A 16,548-nucleotide genomic window follows, 5' to 3' on the forward strand; every position below is an offset into this window, starting at 1 on the left:
ATGTGTGGAATCGTTGGCGTTGTTAGCAATGCACCTGTAAACCAGCTCATCTATGACGCCTTGCTGCTGCTGCAGCACCGCGGCCAGGACGCAGCCGGCATCGTGACCCAGCAAGAGCGCAAGTTCTTCATGCACAAGGCCAAGGGCATGGTGAAGGACGTGTTCCGCACGCGCAATATGCGCAGCCTGCTGGGCAACTGCGGTCTGGGCCAGGTGCGTTACCCCACGGCGGGCAACGCCTTCAGCGAAGAAGAGGCGCAGCCTTTCTACGTGAACGCACCCTTCGGCATCGTGCTGGTGCACAACGGCAACCTGACCAACGCGCATGCGCTGAAGGCCGAGCTGTTCAACACCGACCACCGCCACATCAATACCGAGAGCGACTCGGAAGTGCTGCTCAACGTGCTGGCGCACGAGATCGAGAAAACCACGCGCGGCCTGCCGCTGCAGCCGCTGGACATCTTTGCCGCGGTGCGCAATGTGCACAAGCGCGTGAAGGGTTCGTATGCGGTGATCGCGCTTATCGCTGGCCACGGCGTGCTGGCCTTCCGCGACCCCTACGGCATCCGCCCTCTGTGCATGGGCAAGAATGGCGACGGCAACGTGATGCTGGCCAGCGAATCGGTGACGCTGGAAGGCACGGGCTTTCAGTTCGACCGCAATGTGGACCCCGGCGAGGCCGTGTTCGTGGATCTGGACGGCAAGGTGCACGCTCAGCAGTGCGCCGAGTCCCCCACACTCAAGCCCTGTATTTTTGAATTCGTCTACCTGGCCCGCCCGGACTCGGTCATGGACGGTATCTCGGTCTACCAGGCGCGCCTGAACCTGGGCGAGACGCTGGCCAAGCGCGTGATCTCCACCGTGCCGCCCAACGAGATCGACGTGGTCATCCCCATCCCCGAATCCAGCCGCCCCAGCGCTGCGCAGCTGGCCCAACTGCTGGGCTTGCCGTACCGCGAAGGCTTTGTGAAGAACCGCTATGTGGGCCGCACCTTCATCATGCCCGGCCAGGGCGTGCGCAAGAAATCGGTGCGCCAGAAGCTCAACGTGATTGCCAGCGAATTCAAGGGCCGCAATGTGCTGCTGGTGGACGACTCCATCGTGCGCGGCACCACCAGCCGCGAGATCGTGCAGATGGCGCGTGATGCCGGTGCCCGCAAGGTGTATTTGGCCAGCGCCGCGCCGCCCGTTCGCTTCCCCAACGTCTACGGCATCGACATGCCCACCAGCAGCGAGCTGGTGGCACACGACCGCACCGTAGAGCAGATCCGTGAAATCATTGGCTGCGACGCGCTGATCTACCAGGATGTGGACGGCATGAAGAAGGCCATCGGCTCGCTGAGTACCAAGCTGGCGGGCTTTGATGCGTCGTGCTTTGACGGCATTTACGTCACCGGCGATATCTCATCCGATGACATCGAACGCCTGAACGAAAAGCGCGTGGGCGGCGAAGAGAACCAGGAAGACACCTCGCGCCTGGCCCTGCCCAACCCTGCGGACTGACCCATGGCCCACAGCAATTTACCCGACGGCCTGCACCTCGATACCTTGGCGGTCCGCACGGCCGTGGAGCGCAGCCAGTACGGCGAAAACTCCGAGGCCCTGTACCTCACCAGCGGCTACGTGCAGTCCAGCGCCGCGTCCAGCGCCGCGCGCTTTGCCATGGAAGAAGAGGGCTTCACCTACTCGCGCGTGGGCAACCCCACGGTCAGCAGTATGGAAATGCGACTGGCCGCGTTGGAAGGCACCGAGGCGGCCATCGCCACCTCGTCCGGTATGTCCGCCGTTTTACTGCTGGGCATGGCCCTGCTCAAGGCCGGCGACCACGTGATCTGTTCGCAGTCGGTGTTCGGCTCGGTCATTCCCATGTTCAGCCGCGAGTTTGCGAAGTTCGGCGTGGAAACCACCTTTGTGCCGCAAACCGATCTCGCTGCTTGGAAGGCCGCTGTGCGCCCCACCACCAAGCTGCTGTTTGCCGAGACGCCCACCAACCCGCTGACCGAGGTGTGCGATATCCAGGCCCTGGCCGATATCGCGCACAACGCGGGCGCCTTCCTGGCCGTGGACAACTGCTTTGCCACACCCGTGCTGCAGCGCCCCGTGCGCATGGGCGCGGATTTCATTATCCACTCTGGCACCAAGTTTCTGGACGGCCAGGGCCGTGTCATGGCAGGCGCCATTTGCTGCACGCAAAAGCAGCGTGACGAAGTCTTCCTGCCCGTGATCCGCACGGCCGGTATGGTGCTCGCGCCTTTCAATGCCTGGGTGCTGCTCAAGGGCATGGAAACCCTGGCGATCCGCGTCAAGGCCCAGTCCGCCAGCACGCTGGCCGTGGCCCAGTGGCTGGAAACCCAGCCGCAGGTAGCCCGTGTTTTCTACCCCGGCCTTGCCAGCCATGCGCAACACGAACTGGCCATGCGCCAGCAGTCGGGTTGCGGCGGCGCGGTGCTGTCGTTTGAAGTGAAGGCTGCTGACGCGGACGCCGCACGCAAGAACGCCTTCCATGTGCTGGACAGCATGCAGGTTCTGTCGCTGTGCACCAACCTGGGCGACACCAAAACCTTGGCGGCTCACCCGGCCAGCACCTCGCATGGCCGCTTGACCGAAGTGCAGCGCCAAGCCGCTGGCATTGGCCAAGGCCTGATTCGCGTGGCCGTGGGCCTGGAATATCTTGATGACATCACCGCCGACTTGGCGCGTGGTCTGAATACCCTTTGAACATGAGCAAAATTCGCACGCGCATTGCGCCTTCCCCCACCGGTTTTCTGCACCTTGGTACCGCCCGCACCGCGCTGTATTCGTGGGCCTATGCCCGCCACTTTGGTGGCGAGTTTGTGCTGCGCATCGAAGACACCGACGTGGCCCGCTCCACACAAGATTCGGTGGACCAGATCCTGGCCTCCATGCGCTGGTTGGGTTTGGAGTATGACGAAGGCCCGGTCTACCAGATGCAGCGCCTGGACCGCTACAAGGCGGTGGTTGATCAGTTGATTGCGGAAGGCAAGGCCTATTACTGCTACAGCACGCCCGAAGAGTTGGATGCCGTGCGCGAAGCCAAGAAGGCGCGTGGCGAGAAGGCGCTGTACGACGGAACCTGGCGCCCCACACCCGGCAAGACCCTGCCGCCCGTGCCAGAAGGTGTGAAGCCCGTGGTGCGTTTTTGCAATCCACCCGATGGTGATGTGACTTGGAACGACCTCGTCAAAGGCCCTATCACCATCAGCAACCGAGAGATCGATGACCTCATCATCGTGCGCACGGATGGCATCCCCACCTACAACTTTGCAGTGGCGGTGGACGACTGGGACATGCAGATCACCCACGTGTTTCGTGGCGACGAGCACATCAACAACACGCCCTGGCAGATCAATATTTTCCACGCGCTGGGCGCAACGCTGCCGCAGTTCGGCCACTGCCCGGTGATCCTGGGCGACGACGGACAAAAGCTGTCCAAGCGCCGCGGTGCGGTCAGCGTCACCGCCTACGAAGAGGGTGGCTATCTGCCCGAGGCTATGCTCAACTACCTGGCCCGCCTGGGCTGGAGCCATGGCGACGAAGAGCTGTTCACGCGCGAGCAACTGGTGAGCTGGTTTGACGGCACCCACCTGAACAAGAGCCCCGCGCAATGGGATCCAGCCAAGCTGCTGTGGGTCAATGCGCATTACATCAAGCAGGCTGATAACGCACGCCTGGCCGCGCTGGTGGCGGCGCAGTTGGTCAAGCAAGGCATCAGCCTGTCGGAAGACGTCGTTGCCTCTCACTTGCCGCTGGTCTGTGGTTTGCTGAAGGACCGTTGCGACACCACGGTGGCCTTGGCGACCTGGGCTGCGAAGTTTTACAGCGACGTGGCGGTGGATGCGGCCGAGAAGGCGCAGCACGTGACCGATGCAGTGCAGCCCGCCATTGCCTTGTTGAAAGACAAGCTGCAAGCCTGTGCATGGGACAAGGCGAGCATTGCCGCCGTCATTAAGGAAGTGCTGACAGCCACGGGCCTGAAGATGCCGCAACTGGCCATGCCCGTGCGCGTGCTGGTTATGGGCACGGCGCAGACGCCATCGCTCGATGCGGTGCTTGAATTGAGCGGAAGAGAAAAAGTTATCGCCAGACTTGCCAGAGGCTGAAAAACTTGTATATAATTTGAGGCTCGGAAGATAAGAACACTACATAAGTAGCTTTCTTAGGATTAGGGGGTATAGCTCAGCTGGGAGAGCGCTTGCATGGCATGCAAGAGGTCAGCGGTTCGATCCCGCTTACCTCCACCACATCTTCTGAAACGGACAAGTTCCAAGGTTTTGACCCTATCGTCTAGAGGCCTAGGACATCACCCTTTCACGGTGAGTACCGGGGTTCGAATCCCCGTAGGGTCGCCAAGTTTTTAGCGAAAGCTAAGACGGCACAAGTTGGTAACCGCAAGCCCGCAAGGGCAGGCGACTTGGCTCGAAAGAGCAAACGTTACTACTACCAGGAGTGGTAGTTCAGTTGGTTAGAATACCGGCCTGTCACGCCGGGGGTCGCGGGTTCGAGTCCCGTCCACTCCGCCAACATAAGGCAAAGCCCTTGTAAGTCATTGATTTACAAGGGCTTTTTCCTTTTTTGCTACACAGTTTTCGAGTTTGCGGTGCTACACAGAATGCCCTTCTGTGTAGCAACTTTGTGTAGCAGTCGGGTAGCAAGCCGTATGCACTGACTTAATCGTTGGCGGCATGTTCTGGTATTGCTGACAGTTGCACATTGGAGCTGCGCGGAGGGGTTCGTCACGAACCTGACCGGAGTACCACGCAATGTCATTCGCCCCCGCTTTGAGACCTAATGCAGCACCAGAACGCCAAAGTTCAAAGCTGCCCAAGTACCTGCATCGTCGCGGTAGAAATTACTATTTCAAACGAAGAATACCGACCGATGTAGCAGATGGGTTCCCTGATTACAAAGGCCAGGTCTGGAAGTCACTCGACACTGACAATCTCACACAAGCCCGCCTGTTTCTTGCTGTCGAACTCTCAGAGTTTGACCTCACCGTTGCGGAGCTGAGGCGAACCAGGGCCCAGGAACAAGCGCAACGTAGCCCTGTGACACCTGGGACTGTACCGTTCACCATCGTCAGAAGAGCGTCCATCAGGACTGACACAGTTGGTGAGTCCATCGAGATGGCGGATGAAAAGGCCGACGACGCGAACACCTCGTCGCATGTGTTCTGGCCATCACATGGCAAGCCATCGCCAGAAGAATCCGCGAGGCAAAGCGCGGAGAGACTGACGAAATCAAATGTCCTTGCAGCAATTGGCAGAGGTGCAAGGCGCGAGTCCAGAGTGGATTCCACGGTGATTGCACCCACCATGACGCACCTGTTCGAAAGCTGGAGGCTGAAGCAGGACCGACAGCGCTCCATCAATGCGGTGCACACAGCACTTATGGAGTTTCGCACCGTCCATGGTCCCATCCCAGTAGAAGCAATTGAGAGACGGCATGCGCGCATCTATCGCGATTGGCTAATTGAGAGAGGGTTGTGCAAACGGACCATAGAAAATCGGCTGGGCTTCATGTCGACCTTGATGCGCCACGGCATGCGAGAGATAGTCGAGCACCTGAACTTCAATCCATTTGAGTTCATCGATGTCGTTGGAGCAACTGGACTGCGGCAGCCAAAAGACAGGCGTGCCTACAGAGTGTCCGAACTGAACTGCATCTACGCAAGTAGCCTGTACACAGCTGGATATCGACCAGAGGGACAAGCTGTTGATGCAGCGTACTGGCTTCCATTGCTGGGGCCATTCGTAGGTGCGCGAATCGAAGAAGTGTGTCAGATGCGCATCGAAGACGTTCAGCGAGTGAACGGTGTTTGGTGCCTGCGTCTTTGCGATTTGGACGTGAACCAGGAACTGAAAAATCCGAATAGCTTCCGTCGCGTCCCGCTGCATGAGGTGGTCATCAAATCCGGCTTCCTCCTCTACGCAGCGCAGATGGCCAATGCGGGACACGAGCGTGTCTTCCCCACGCTGACCAATGACAATACCAATGGAATCTATTCCAATGCGGTGGGCAAATGGTATGGAAGATACCTCGAGACCATTGGGTTGACTGACCACCGGCTTGACTACCATTCCTACCGATATACGTTTCGGCAACAGTGTTCACTCAGTGGCGTAGACAACGAAGTCCGAGATGCTCTCACAGGACACTGGGTTGGGAAGAACGACTCAGGTCGAACGTACATGAAAGGCGAGAATAACCAGTACTCCTTCCCCAAGCTCGTTGAAGCGATTCAGCAGTTACGTTACGACGAGTTGAAGGTGTCTCACTTGTTTGTCGAAAACCCTTTGGAGGGCGTGGAGGCTGCATTGCTGCAGTAGGGTCCTGGCAGCCATTGAATATGAATTGAGGGACATGCTGAGAGGCATGTCCCTTTTCAATTGGGGGCAGCACTCGGTCAAGGTCGAAGAATTTGCAGGTGTGCCACTGGCACAATCTCAGCATAGCCAGCGGAACTCAAATTGGTTCATCCGAAACCTGCGCTGGTGTCCCGGGACGTAGATGGAAAATCAAGGCAAGAGTGTGGCTGCAAGCGCAGCCAATGGCAAAGATGGCGTGACCAAGCCGAAGTACCTAAAGTTGCGGGGTGGTACTTACTACTTCATGCGCCGAATCCCTTCCAAGGTCGTCGCGGCCCTCGACTTAGCCAGCGACCAAATGTGGCGTTCACTGTGGACATCGGACTTGAATGAGGCTGTTAAGGCTATGCCTGACAAGCTCCGTGAGTTTGACGAGCTTGTAGCATCCGCCAAGCCCAAAAGGGAGAAATTTGGAGGACGCAAAGTCCCCGACAAGCCGCGTGAGCAAGGTACGACAAAGTACCTTCTTGATGAGCACATTCCTTCCATCTTGAATCGGTATGAGTTCGGCCTCCTGGATACGGATGACGAGCTACGGAAGGTAATGACGCGAGAGGACCGAGCTGAGTACAGGGAAATGTTGGTTGAAGGTCTTGAGGTCCTGTACGACGAGGCCTCTGCAAATGATTTCAGCAACATGGCCGAGATAGCAGAGCAACTCCTGAGCCTTGAGCGACTCATTGCGCCGCCAGGTTCCAACGCCTACACCGAGCTACTAAAACAACTCTTGCAGCGGGACATCGAGGTTACAGAGACTCTTGTCGACAGATTGAGGGGAAAGGTTCGCCTCACTCCAAGGGAGCTGCCGGCAGCTCCACGGGACCTACCAACGATGCTTGACCTAGTGAAAAACTGGAGTCGAAAGCAGAATGAGATTCGCACCATTGAGACCTACGCATCTAACGTAGAAGAGTTTGAGGCTATCAATGGCGCATTGCCCGTCATTGCCATTACCAAGAGCCACGCTGAAGGCTACCGAGACCATCTGAAGCAGTCGGGACTCTGGCGTGCCACTGTGAAAAACCGCCTGGGTGGGCTGAGCACGTTGGTGCGACATGGTCTAACCAAGAGCCTCATATCGCCCCTGACCAATCCGTTTGACAATGTTGATTTGGATGACGTCCCTGAGCGACCTGCTCTTGAAGACCGACGCCCATACAGCGCGGACGAACTGAATGTGCTATTTCAGTCACCCCTGTACACAGCGGGACCTCAGACACTGGGTCAAGCAAGGGAGTCTTCGTATTGGGCGCCACTTCTGGGTCCCTTCGTTGGTGCGCGAATCGAAGAAATTGCTCAGCTGCGAATCGAGGATGTTCTTCTCATCAACGGAATATGGGCACTTCGCATTGCTAATCTGGGGCCAGACCAAAAGCTGAAAACTGAAACCAGCTACCGTTACGTTCCATTGCATAGAGAAGTGATTCAATGCGGCTTTTTAGCCTACTGGGCAGAGACAAAGCAAGCCGGGCATAAGCGACTGTTTCCTTCACACAAGAACGAGAATAAGCACCGACGATGGTCAAACGCCTTTGGCAAGTGGTATTCCAGTTACCTGACCAAGATTGGCCTCATAGACGAGCGCCTTTGCTATCACTCATTTCGCTTCACCTTTAAGCAGCGATGTACTCAAAGCGGTATCGAAAGCGAAGTTCGTGACGCCTTGACTGGCCATTGGGTTTCCAAGAGCGATTCCGGCCGTGGGTATATGAAAGCTGAAGAACGGCAGTACCCCTTTCCTGCGCTTGTGGCTGCCATCAATAAGCTTCGCTATGACGAACTTGATTTGAAGCATCTTCACGTTGCAGAACCATTTCAAGGCGTTGAAGAAGGTCAGCATAGGACTTGCTTGTAGAGCCCGTCCGTGCAATGAAGATAAATCCTAATGGAGGACCACAATGAAATTCGAGCACCTCTCCACGCTTGAAGCCTTCTTGACTGATGTTGAGTCCGAATTGTTGGCGGAAACAAATCGAGTGGCAGTGCAATTCCCATCAGCGTCAATTTCGCCTTGGAGTGGCCGTGAACTCACCACGGCCAATGAAGCGCTACTCGCTAAGGCGTCCAAGTCGGCAAATTTATATGCGATATTCACGGCGGCGCAAGGAACCGACGGTCATTCACTTCGCTATTTGGGGAAAACGACCAAGAAGCTGGCCCGTCAGCGCATAACCAATCATCTGTTCAAGAAGGACGATAGAACTGGCTCCAAGCTAGCTGAAGTCATTAAGCATGTTGGCAGTGGTGGGGCGGTCTGGATAGCTTGGGTCGGAATTCAAACGGAGTCGCTTCGCAACTACCTTGAAGAAGAATTGATTAACAGGCATCCCGAGGCTGACTGGAACCGGGAGAACAGACAAGCAACATCCAAAGGCCAGTAAGTGGCCTCGAGCTTCGAGGCCCACAGGCAAGCATAGGACGCGATGAATGGCTGCGGACCTATCAACATTTTCTGGAGCAACCTGTGCCGCAGTGCCCTATTGGATTTTCTTGCGAATCAGTCGTGCATTCCGTGGGGGTCAAATTCCGTGGTGAAGTCGGGCTCCAGCAGTTCTGGGTCCCCACTTTGCGCGAACTGGGAGATATGGCCTGGGCCAAGCAGCTGTTTGCCGAGTTTGGGATAAACAACTTCTGCGTTGAACGGGACTTGGTAGTCGGCGTCGGACGCGACATAGACCAAGCCAGTCACGTTCCACGTCCACTGCCCAACCGACGCATCTATTGACGTAACGGCGTTGAACGAGAAAACCAGGGAGTTGTTAGGCTGACCGTTGAGCCTCCTGGCGATTTCATCTTTGATGGGATGTGCACTGTCCAGAACCAAGGGGGAAATGAGATTCCCGAAGGTGTTCAAGGCAACGGGGTAGGGCCCATTCATTCGGCACTTTTGACGGATAGCCTGAACGACATCAATGCAGTGGGCCGATGACAATTGCAGTTGAAATTCGCTTGCGCGCTGTTGCATCCTGTCGGTATCCAGCACCGCGTATTTCGCGGTTTCCATGGCGTCGACTTCCTGCAAACTGAATGATGCAAAGGACGCGTGGCCAAGACCCGCAGACAGGACTTGATGGACTTGTCCCAGAGGAATAGGAATGCCTGCCGTTTTGAGGGAGGCACGTGCGAGGTGGGACCAGGTTGAAAAAACAGACATGGGAACTCCAGTCGACGACGGACGTAGAGCGTTTAGCGTCCGCCGCATGGAGAACCATGGATGACGGGGGGTATCTGTCGAAAATGTCCCGGTTGAAGCCGCTCAAAACTTAGGCTGGGAGCCCAGGCAGGATATGCCACGGGGCAATTCTGCCATGAACGCAAAAACTCCGTCAACGTTGTTGGGCAGGGAAGTCGCGTGCGCAATGTGGGGCTTGAAATTACAACGGTTGCAGCAACGGCGAGGCTACCTTGCTCCAGGGCTTGTCAGTCCAGGGCCTGGCATAAGGCAGGTAGTTTTCATCAAACCAGCCCGCCAATGAATGACAGTTCGACGCGTCAATCCGAACCTTGGGCAACCAGGTGGGCAGCAGTTGGATGATGACTTGACCACTTAGAACATCCACGAGCTCAGTGCGTCCGTCGGCCAAAGGCATTTCCTGCGCATTCCAGACCTCGTAGGTGCCAGGCGTCTGCTCCCTGAAGTGGCGTCGTCCAGATACCAGTACCTCCGAGTTGTTGCCTTTGGCCAGTCCTTCCAGAACGGCAAGCGCCCGCAGGCGGATACGTTCCGTTTTGCAAAAGACGATGACTCGGCGCAAATTGCTGCCGTCCTTGAGCGTTCGCCCTACCGAGCTGGCCAGGGCGCGCAGCGACGCCTCGCGGTCGGTACCCCGTTTGCTGCGGTCAACCTCGAGCCAGGTGGTTCCGTCCGCCTCCATGGCAACAGCGTCCGGGCGCAACAGCATCGACCGACCTTTACTCGCCTGCTGAATTTGTACCGACAGAAGGCCTTGAATCAGGGCATGGCCGGGTTTGGTGTTTCGGTTGAGGTGCTGCAAAAGTTCTTGTTCTGTCCTCGCCTGGAGCCCCCGTGCTTCGCACGCTAGGGTCCAGAACTGTGCCCATAAGCGGTGCTCGGGGTTGGTCATATCGCTGACCCTGCGCACCGATGAGGACGCCTCAAACCCGGCCTCAGCAAGCCAGTCCACACCGCCCTGCGTCAGGCCATACACCGTCTGAAAGCGGTCGGTCCGGTACCGTCTTAGCAGGTTGGCCTTGACCATTCCTCGCATTGCCCGTTGCGCAGCAGTCAGCGCCGCTTTGTAGGGGCGTTCGGCAAAGCAGCACACGGCGACGTCAATGGTTCGAATGACCCGAAAGCGATTGGCAACCAGGAGCGTCCGTGTCCATATTCCACTGTGCAGACTCTTGGTTGATATCGATGCGGCAAGGCCGCGTGCAACGCGAGCCGATTTTTTGGCGGCCACTGGCCTCGCTTCAGAACAAGTCTTTTGGCCCACAGAGGCACCTCTGCGAGGTACCGCGTGGCCTGTTGGTTGGTCCACAGTGGTGCCTGTGGACGTGACACTGTCTGCGCCGGGTTCCGCCAAAGTGGTGTGTATGCGTGTTCCCTGTGGCTTGGATTTGTGTACTGCGGTGGACTTTTTCATGGCTACTGTTCTCACGGTTGCGGTTTTGACGGGGCGCCAAATTTGGTGGAGGCCCAAGGGCAAATTTGGCGAGGTGCACCGTCTAGCTACCGCTGAAGAATCGCGCTACCAATGCTCGACAGCCAGCACACCACGTGACTTCGATGCGTTGAATCGAGGGTGACTGCACGGCCATCAGAGGGCAGGGAGCAAGCGTTTTCCCCCTCTGATAGCCTCACCCGAAAGCGTTCGGGTGACAGCCAGGTTTTCGCCGTGACGACCTTCAAGGAGACTGTTTTGTCTGCCGGCTGCGCCGGTGCAAAACCGCCGCCGTCCCGAAAGACCTTCTTCCAAAAATAGGTGTGTATTCAGGGACGGCTTGCCCAGACGTTCATTCAGCGAGCCCGGTCGTCGTGTCTTGCCCCAAAAATCACGTCAGACGTTCATCGGTGATTCCCGGGGACCCCGAGACACTGGCGTGCGGTCGCTGACGCGCCGCGCACCCGCCTTGCAAGGTCGGCACGCGCTCGGGACGGCGGCGGTTTTGCACCGCCTTAGCCGCCCCAGTCACGACCATCTGTTCTCTCATAGCTGTGTCGCAATGGAGGCGTGACTCCGGTACGCACCAACTGTTTCAGCAATGCACAGGGCTGAACGCCCCGCGAAAGCTTGGCTAGGTTCAACAAGGGGTAAATGGATGGGTGCCTTCAGGCCGGATGCATTCAGAAGCTGTTGCGTTCGACGCCGTGGGTCCTGCCGCTCTCAACAGGCGCTGCATCCGAAGTTCCTATACCTGTTACGCCAGACCGGCGCATTTACAGGAAATATTTAGGACACCAATGAATCAACCAAATCAAACCTATTTCGACGGATTTCAAGCGGCGATGGAAATGCCGTACTACGTTGCGCGCCTGATGTCGCCTCCCGAGGTTGTTCAGGCCACCCAACGGCATCCCGCACCAGTACGGAGTTTTACCAAGGGGAAATGGTCACTCTGTGGTGACGTATCGACAACGATGTACCGTGCCATGGAGTCGTCGGAGGACAAGTGCTTCCCGACCCGTCTCACCTGCATGACAACCCCCAAGGGGGTCGACTTCGCGGTCATCAGTCATCAAGCGGGACACTTTCAGCACCGATTCCTACTCCCGCTCTTTGACGGCTCGGTTCAGAGCTTCATTGCGGCTCAGGAGCGAGAGGGACTGATGTTCATGCTGGCCAATGATGGAAGTAGTGAGTCGCTACTGTTTGCCAACATTGTTTCCAAGGCCTGCTTTCAGAGGGTGGCCAAGCGGCTGCATCCGTTCACAACGGATGAACAACGGCAGGCTACGACGGAAATGGGCTTGGTATCGGATGAGGTACGGCAACCCAATCGAATTCCCAGTCTGCTTGCTGACTTCCCGGTACGTGATGTCAGTGTGTCGGTGGTCATGCCGGCGGTGATGAGTGAGGTGGTTGACGCGCTCTATGACCGACTGTTCAGCAACCTCCATTGAGACAAAAAAGGAAAGATGGTGCGGCGTTAGCCGTCTGATTCGTGGGCCCGCGTAAGCGGGCTCACTTTTTCCATGGCCCCAATTTCACTACCTATACGCCATGCGCTATCTCGCGCATTAACAGGAAACTATGGTGAATCAAAGAAACACATTGAACGTGCGACAACAAGGAGAATTCGTCCAGCATATCGGGGTTGCTGCTTTGCAAAGCCCTGCAGAAGTACAACTTGAGTTGGCGCAATACAGTGGTGAACAACAATCGACCCTCCAAGGCAGATGGCTGTTGTCTGGGCTCTTGAGCAATTCTATGTTCGAGAGGTTGCGTCAGAACTATCCCCATGATGTCAACGCCAAGATTGAAGCCTACCCTACAAGCTGCGGAGCTTTGTATACGGTGCTGACAAACCAGATAGGGAGCTACCAGCATCGATTCTTGCTGCCTGGGTTTTCAAAGGCGTTGTCAACGTACTCCCAGGACGCTAGTGAAGGCACCCTCAATCTATTTCTTGAAGACTCAGAGAGACCGGGCGAGGGATTGCTGTACCAGGTGGACAAAGCCTTGGTAAGCATGGGAATTCAGTATGCGATGTCCCAACCTATGGGACATCGCCCTTTGCGCGATTTGATAGCTGAAATTCCACTGCAGATTGTCCGATTCTCCCGGCTCTATTCTGTCGAAAGTTTGATTCCGGGCGTTGAGGTCAAGGCAGCAGATGTTTCCATTTTGATTTCAGACGCAGAGCTACTGGCCTGGTCGACGTCAGAAGCCAGAGTGATGGCTGGAGTGGATTGACTTGGTTAATCCATCGAGCGGTGGCCCATAGGCGCAGTGCTGTAGTACCCAGACATCGAGCTTGTGGATATTGCATTTGGAGTTTTTGCCAGAGATGTTGATTCCGATTGAGCCTCCTTCATGGAGGCTCTTTTTTTTAAACGTCTTTTGCCCTGGGTTGTGCCACGGTGCTGACACCCCCCTGCGAGACGTGGAACTGGTGTGTGTACTCAGTGGCTCACCTTGCGTTCACTGTGGCTATACCAAGGTACTGATAGTTACCAACGGAGTGCACATGTACATCAAAACACGGGGCCAACGGAAGTTGCTCTACCGTTCAAAATGGGTTCGAAAAGGGGAGGCAGACAACACCCACGGTTATGCCAAGCCCTATCGGGTATGGAGCTTGCCTGCTGACACGCAGGAGCTCCCTGCCGAGCTGTCGGCGATTCTCACGATGGAAGAGCGTGCATTTGTAGACGCGAATGTCTGCGCCGTCGCGCGCCTAGAAGCTGAGAGGGTTCGAAAGAATGAGGTGGACCCCATTTGGCGCCTGGAAGAAGCGGAACGTTTGGCGTTGGAAGCCGCAAGGTGCAGTGAACGCGGCGTGGTTCCCGACAGCAAGGTGGCAGCCGTTCAATCTGCGCTGCTCAAAGTAAGGACTATGTCCACCTTCAAATCGCAGGTGTCGCCAGTTGAGGCGCCACTTTCTGCAAGCCAGTCAAAGCCTGACCCGATGCGTGAGGCTCTGAAGGCCATTCAGACCGCACGTGATGCAGTTCTTGCGGGACGGTATGGCAGTGCTCCTGCGGAGGGCGTCCGAAGCACCCAGACCTATAAGCTTTGGTCGGAAATCTTCGATGTGGTTGGAGGGGCCGACGGCAACAGCCTAATGCGTGCTCTGCAGGGCCGGGGGTTTGCAAAGACCAGGGGCAAGTAGCCCGTACGGTGCAGACTCCGTGCTTGCTCCGCTGACAGGGCTCTATCGACTCAGCAACATCCCGAGTAGCGGCGTTCCAACCAAATAGAGGATTGTCAAGTTCAGGACTACAGTGAACCAATGCATCATCCGGAAGGATGGCTTTGTGGTTTTGTGACGGAGTACCTGTTGGGCAACGATGGCGCCAGGCCAGCCACAGAACACACCCATCAATATCAGTGCTTCTTCACTGGTCCGCCACTCGCCCAGACGGGCAGACACCTTGTCATGCCAATAGAAGCCTGCACAAACAATGCTCATAACGAGGTAGGCCGCACCCACTAGTAAGGGTAACTTCCACGCCAACGACATGACGACGTAGCTCACCGCAAAAATTGACAACGCCACAACACTTGAAGTCTCCCAACTCCTGGATTGGCGGCCCTTCTGTGTATTTGTTCGTGCAGCCGACTTGCTCGCTTGCGGGAGTTGGACACGCACGGCGCGCTTTTTTCCTTCAGCGGCCGGTTCCACTTCAAAGGTCACCTTGGAACCCACTATGGGCCTTCCCATCGATGTGGGAAAAGCTTTGATGTGTACAAACAATTCCTGGCCACCGCCCGTAGGCTCGATGAAGCCAAAACCGCGGTCATCGTGCCAAGTCTTTATCGTTCCCTCGAATCGCATCTCTCATCCCGAATATTTATCTGGGTGGCATGGTAATGCAGTCCAGAAACTCAATTTAGGTGCCCGAAATTGAGGCACCCGCGCGCAGGCCTTTGTCTGCGCAGGCTTGAGCGCTTGTTCAACTGTTATCCACAGGGTAGGGCACATATTCGGTGGAGAACTCCGATGAGTTTTTTTCTATCGAGGGATAAAACCAGGGGCTAGACCTGTCACTTGGGGTCACTTTCCGGCACCAGGTGGCATTCAGCGGTTCAAACGGAGGTCGCGATGTCTTTCAAGACTCCGTGTGAAAGTAGCAATTTATGAAAGAGAACGCTGTTGACCAGCATCGTTTGCTCGACCTGGGCGAGGTGGCGCAAATTCTCGGGTGCAGTCCTGGGACTATCAAGAACAATTTGAGACGTAATCCCAATGCGGTACCACGGAGATTGGTGGTGCCCGGGGGGCGCATGTTGCGTTGGCGTCTTGAGGATGTCGTTTCATGGCTTTCGGGTCACGTGGAGGAGTCTAAAGAATGAGTATCTCGGCCACCACAACCAATTCGAATCCGGCACAACTGTCCCTTTCACTATTTGGCGACCAGGTCGAGTCTTTGAAGCTTTTGCGCCCCGCGGACCTGAAATCGCAGCCACCCTTGAGCTGGAAGGTGAAGGGGCTGTTGCCAGACACTGGAACAGCTCTGTTCTACGGTGCATCTGGCGCAGCCAAAAGCTTTTTGCTGCTTGACCTAGCCTGCGCCATTGCAGAGGGCCTGCCATGGTTCGGGCATCTCACATCGGCCTCACCGGTCATCTACCTTTGCCTGGAAGGGGCTGCCGGATTTTCCAATCGAATCCAGGCCTGGGAAAAGGGAAGCGGCCGCAGCTTTCCTGAGAATGTGCGATTCATCGTTGAGCAGTTCAGCCTCTTTGATGTTGCAAATGTCTCCGCGCTCATCAAGATTGCAAGTGCCCTGAAAGTCGAGCTTGCACACCTTGGCTCGCCGGTGGTAGTCGTTGACACCCTGAATAGGGCGATGCCTGGAGGCGACGAAAACGGTAGTCAGCACATAGGATTGATTTTGCAATCGTGCAGCCACATTGCGGGAGTCAGCGGTGGTTTGGTCATCCTTGCCCACCATATTGGGAAGGACGCCGACAGGGGGCCTCGAGGTCACTCGTCGATGATTCCCAGTGTGGATGCATCGATTGTGGTTAAGCGTAGCAAGGGTGAGCGCACATGGGAGAGTCAGAAGGTGAAGGATGGCCAAGACGGCAGGGGGTTTCAGTTTGCATTGGATTCGGTAGTGCTGGGAATCGATAGCGACGGCGACCCAATTACCAGCTGTCATATTAGGCCTGGAGCTCTGAAAGAGGAGGCGAATGGAACGGAGAATGAGCCGCTCAGTGACCAGCAGCTACTCGGTCTTCAGTCGCTTGCCGAGGTGCTTTGTGCTGGAGCTCCGGGGTGCCATATGTCCGGCGATATCGAGGCTTGGCGCTCTTCCTTCTACGCCAGGACCTCAGCCAAGAGCGATAGCGGAAAGCGGAATGCCTTTAACCGTGCGCGCAGCGACCTGCGGGAGCGGGGACTGGTGAGAGAAGAGGGGCAGGCAGTTTTCTGGGAAAATGCGGCTAATGCCTTTCACTGCCCGGCTATGACTAGTGTCTAGTCGTGTTGTTACGCGACTCACTGACTCTCACCCTAAAGGGTGAGAGTC

13 protein-coding genes and 3 tRNA genes are annotated in these 16,548 nt (G+C 56.6%); 13 read left to right on the top strand and 3 right to left on the bottom strand.

Annotation, left to right across the window (positions count from 1 at the left end; all coding sequences use genetic code 11):
- From purF to J2X15_RS16000, 9 genes are all read left to right on the top strand, one after another.
- Positions 1 to 1,503 (top strand): amidophosphoribosyltransferase, encoded by a 1,503-nt coding sequence (gene purF, locus J2X15_RS15960; protein ID WP_310344525.1) that lies wholly within the window; start codon positions 1 to 3, stop codon positions 1,501 to 1,503.
- A gap of 3 nt (positions 1,504 to 1,506) precedes the next feature.
- Entirely contained in the window at positions 1,507 to 2,718 is a 1,212-nt protein-coding gene (locus tag J2X15_RS15965; protein ID WP_310344528.1) for an O-succinylhomoserine sulfhydrylase, read from the top strand.
- 2 nt (positions 2,719 to 2,720) lie between these two features.
- The gene (gene gltX, locus J2X15_RS15970; RefSeq protein WP_310344529.1) at positions 2,721 to 4,121 is read left to right on the top strand and encodes a glutamate--tRNA ligase; all 1,401 of its coding nucleotides are present in this window, start codon (positions 2,721 to 2,723) and stop codon (positions 4,119 to 4,121) included.
- 65 nt (positions 4,122 to 4,186) lie between these two features.
- Positions 4,187 to 4,262: transfer RNA gene (locus J2X15_RS15975), tRNA-Ala, on the top strand.
- A gap of 32 nt (positions 4,263 to 4,294) precedes the next feature.
- Positions 4,295 to 4,370: transfer RNA gene (locus J2X15_RS15980), tRNA-Glu, on the top strand.
- 94 nt (positions 4,371 to 4,464) lie between these two features.
- Positions 4,465 to 4,541 (top strand) — tRNA-Asp (locus J2X15_RS15985).
- 240 nt (positions 4,542 to 4,781) lie between these two features.
- Positions 4,782 to 6,347: a DUF6538 domain-containing protein gene (locus J2X15_RS15990; protein ID WP_310344530.1), complete on the top strand. Its 1,566-nt coding sequence runs from the start codon at positions 4,782 to 4,784 to the stop codon at positions 6,345 to 6,347.
- Positions 6,348 to 6,528: 181 nt separating this feature from the next.
- Positions 6,529 to 8,241: a DUF6538 domain-containing protein gene (locus tag J2X15_RS15995; RefSeq protein ID WP_310344531.1), complete on the top strand. Its 1,713-nt coding sequence runs from the start codon at positions 6,529 to 6,531 to the stop codon at positions 8,239 to 8,241.
- A gap of 43 nt (positions 8,242 to 8,284) precedes the next feature.
- Positions 8,285 to 8,767 (top strand): hypothetical protein, encoded by a 483-nt coding sequence (locus tag J2X15_RS16000; RefSeq protein ID WP_310344532.1) that lies wholly within the window; start codon positions 8,285 to 8,287, stop codon positions 8,765 to 8,767.
- A 116-nt stretch (positions 8,768 to 8,883) separates the two neighbouring features.
- Here J2X15_RS16000 and J2X15_RS16005 read toward each other — a convergent pair whose 3' ends face one another.
- Positions 8,884 to 9,540, bottom strand: coding sequence for a hypothetical protein (locus tag J2X15_RS16005; RefSeq protein ID WP_310344534.1), 657 nt, complete (start codon positions 9,538 to 9,540; stop codon positions 8,884 to 8,886).
- A 220-nt stretch (positions 9,541 to 9,760) separates the two neighbouring features.
- The gene (locus tag J2X15_RS16010; RefSeq protein WP_310344536.1) at positions 9,761 to 10,810 is read right to left on the bottom strand and encodes a hypothetical protein; all 1,050 of its coding nucleotides are present in this window, start codon (positions 10,808 to 10,810) and stop codon (positions 9,761 to 9,763) included.
- A 1,001-nt stretch (positions 10,811 to 11,811) separates the two neighbouring features.
- Here J2X15_RS16010 and J2X15_RS16015 point away from each other — a divergent pair.
- The 3 genes from J2X15_RS16015 to J2X15_RS16025 all read left to right on the top strand — a co-directional run bounded on the left by J2X15_RS16015 (position 11,812) and on the right by J2X15_RS16025 (position 14,183).
- Entirely contained in the window at positions 11,812 to 12,471 is a 660-nt protein-coding gene (locus J2X15_RS16015) for a hypothetical protein (RefSeq protein ID WP_310344539.1), read from the top strand.
- 133 nt (positions 12,472 to 12,604) lie between these two features.
- Entirely contained in the window at positions 12,605 to 13,264 is a 660-nt protein-coding gene (locus J2X15_RS16020; protein ID WP_310344541.1) for a hypothetical protein, read from the top strand.
- Positions 13,265 to 13,538: 274 nt separating this feature from the next.
- Entirely contained in the window at positions 13,539 to 14,183 is a 645-nt protein-coding gene (locus J2X15_RS16025) for a hypothetical protein (RefSeq protein WP_310344543.1), read from the top strand.
- A gap of 42 nt (positions 14,184 to 14,225) precedes the next feature.
- On the opposite strand, the gene J2X15_RS16030 is transcribed toward J2X15_RS16025, so the two are convergent.
- Positions 14,226 to 14,849 carry a DUF1294 domain-containing protein gene (locus J2X15_RS16030; RefSeq protein ID WP_310344544.1) on the bottom strand — a complete coding sequence of 208 codons (624 nt, stop codon included), beginning with the start codon at positions 14,847 to 14,849 and terminating at the stop codon, positions 14,226 to 14,228.
- Positions 14,850 to 15,363: 514 nt separating this feature from the next.
- Here J2X15_RS16030 and J2X15_RS16035 point away from each other — a divergent pair.
- Positions 15,364 to 16,500 (top strand): AAA family ATPase, encoded by a 1,137-nt coding sequence (locus tag J2X15_RS16035; RefSeq protein WP_310344545.1) that lies wholly within the window; start codon positions 15,364 to 15,366, stop codon positions 16,498 to 16,500.
- The last annotated feature ends 48 nt before the right edge of the window (positions 16,501 to 16,548 follow it).

Origin of the sequence: Rhodoferax saidenbachensis (genome assembly GCF_031457975.1) — a bacterium.
Classification (GTDB): Bacteria; Pseudomonadota; Gammaproteobacteria; order Burkholderiales; family Burkholderiaceae_C; genus Allorhodoferax; species Allorhodoferax saidenbachensis_A.

Bases quoted from the DNA above. Each gene is read 5' to 3' on its own strand.
- J2X15_RS15965 (WP_310344528.1), top strand. From the start codon at position 1,507: ATGGCCCACAGCAATTTACCCGACGGCCTGCACCTCGATACCTTGGCG.
- J2X15_RS15990 (WP_310344530.1), top strand. From the start codon at position 4,782: ATGTCATTCGCCCCCGCTTTGAGACCTAATGCAGCACCAGAACGCCAA.
- J2X15_RS16030 (WP_310344544.1), bottom strand. From the start codon at position 14,849: ATGCGATTCGAGGGAACGATAAAGACTTGGCACGATGACCGCGGTTTT.
- J2X15_RS16025 (WP_310344543.1), top strand. From the start codon at position 13,539: ATGTACATCAAAACACGGGGCCAACGGAAGTTGCTCTACCGTTCAAAA.
- J2X15_RS16035 (WP_310344545.1), top strand. From the start codon at position 15,364: ATGAGTATCTCGGCCACCACAACCAATTCGAATCCGGCACAACTGTCC.
- gltX (WP_310344529.1), top strand. From the start codon at position 2,721: ATGAGCAAAATTCGCACGCGCATTGCGCCTTCCCCCACCGGTTTTCTG.
- purF (WP_310344525.1), top strand. From the start codon at position 1: ATGTGTGGAATCGTTGGCGTTGTTAGCAATGCACCTGTAAACCAGCTC.
- J2X15_RS16015 (WP_310344539.1), top strand. From the start codon at position 11,812: ATGAATCAACCAAATCAAACCTATTTCGACGGATTTCAAGCGGCGATG.
- J2X15_RS15995 (WP_310344531.1), top strand. From the start codon at position 6,529: ATGGAAAATCAAGGCAAGAGTGTGGCTGCAAGCGCAGCCAATGGCAAA.
- J2X15_RS16005 (WP_310344534.1), bottom strand. From the start codon at position 9,540: ATGTCTGTTTTTTCAACCTGGTCCCACCTCGCACGTGCCTCCCTCAAA.
- J2X15_RS16000 (WP_310344532.1), top strand. From the start codon at position 8,285: ATGAAATTCGAGCACCTCTCCACGCTTGAAGCCTTCTTGACTGATGTT.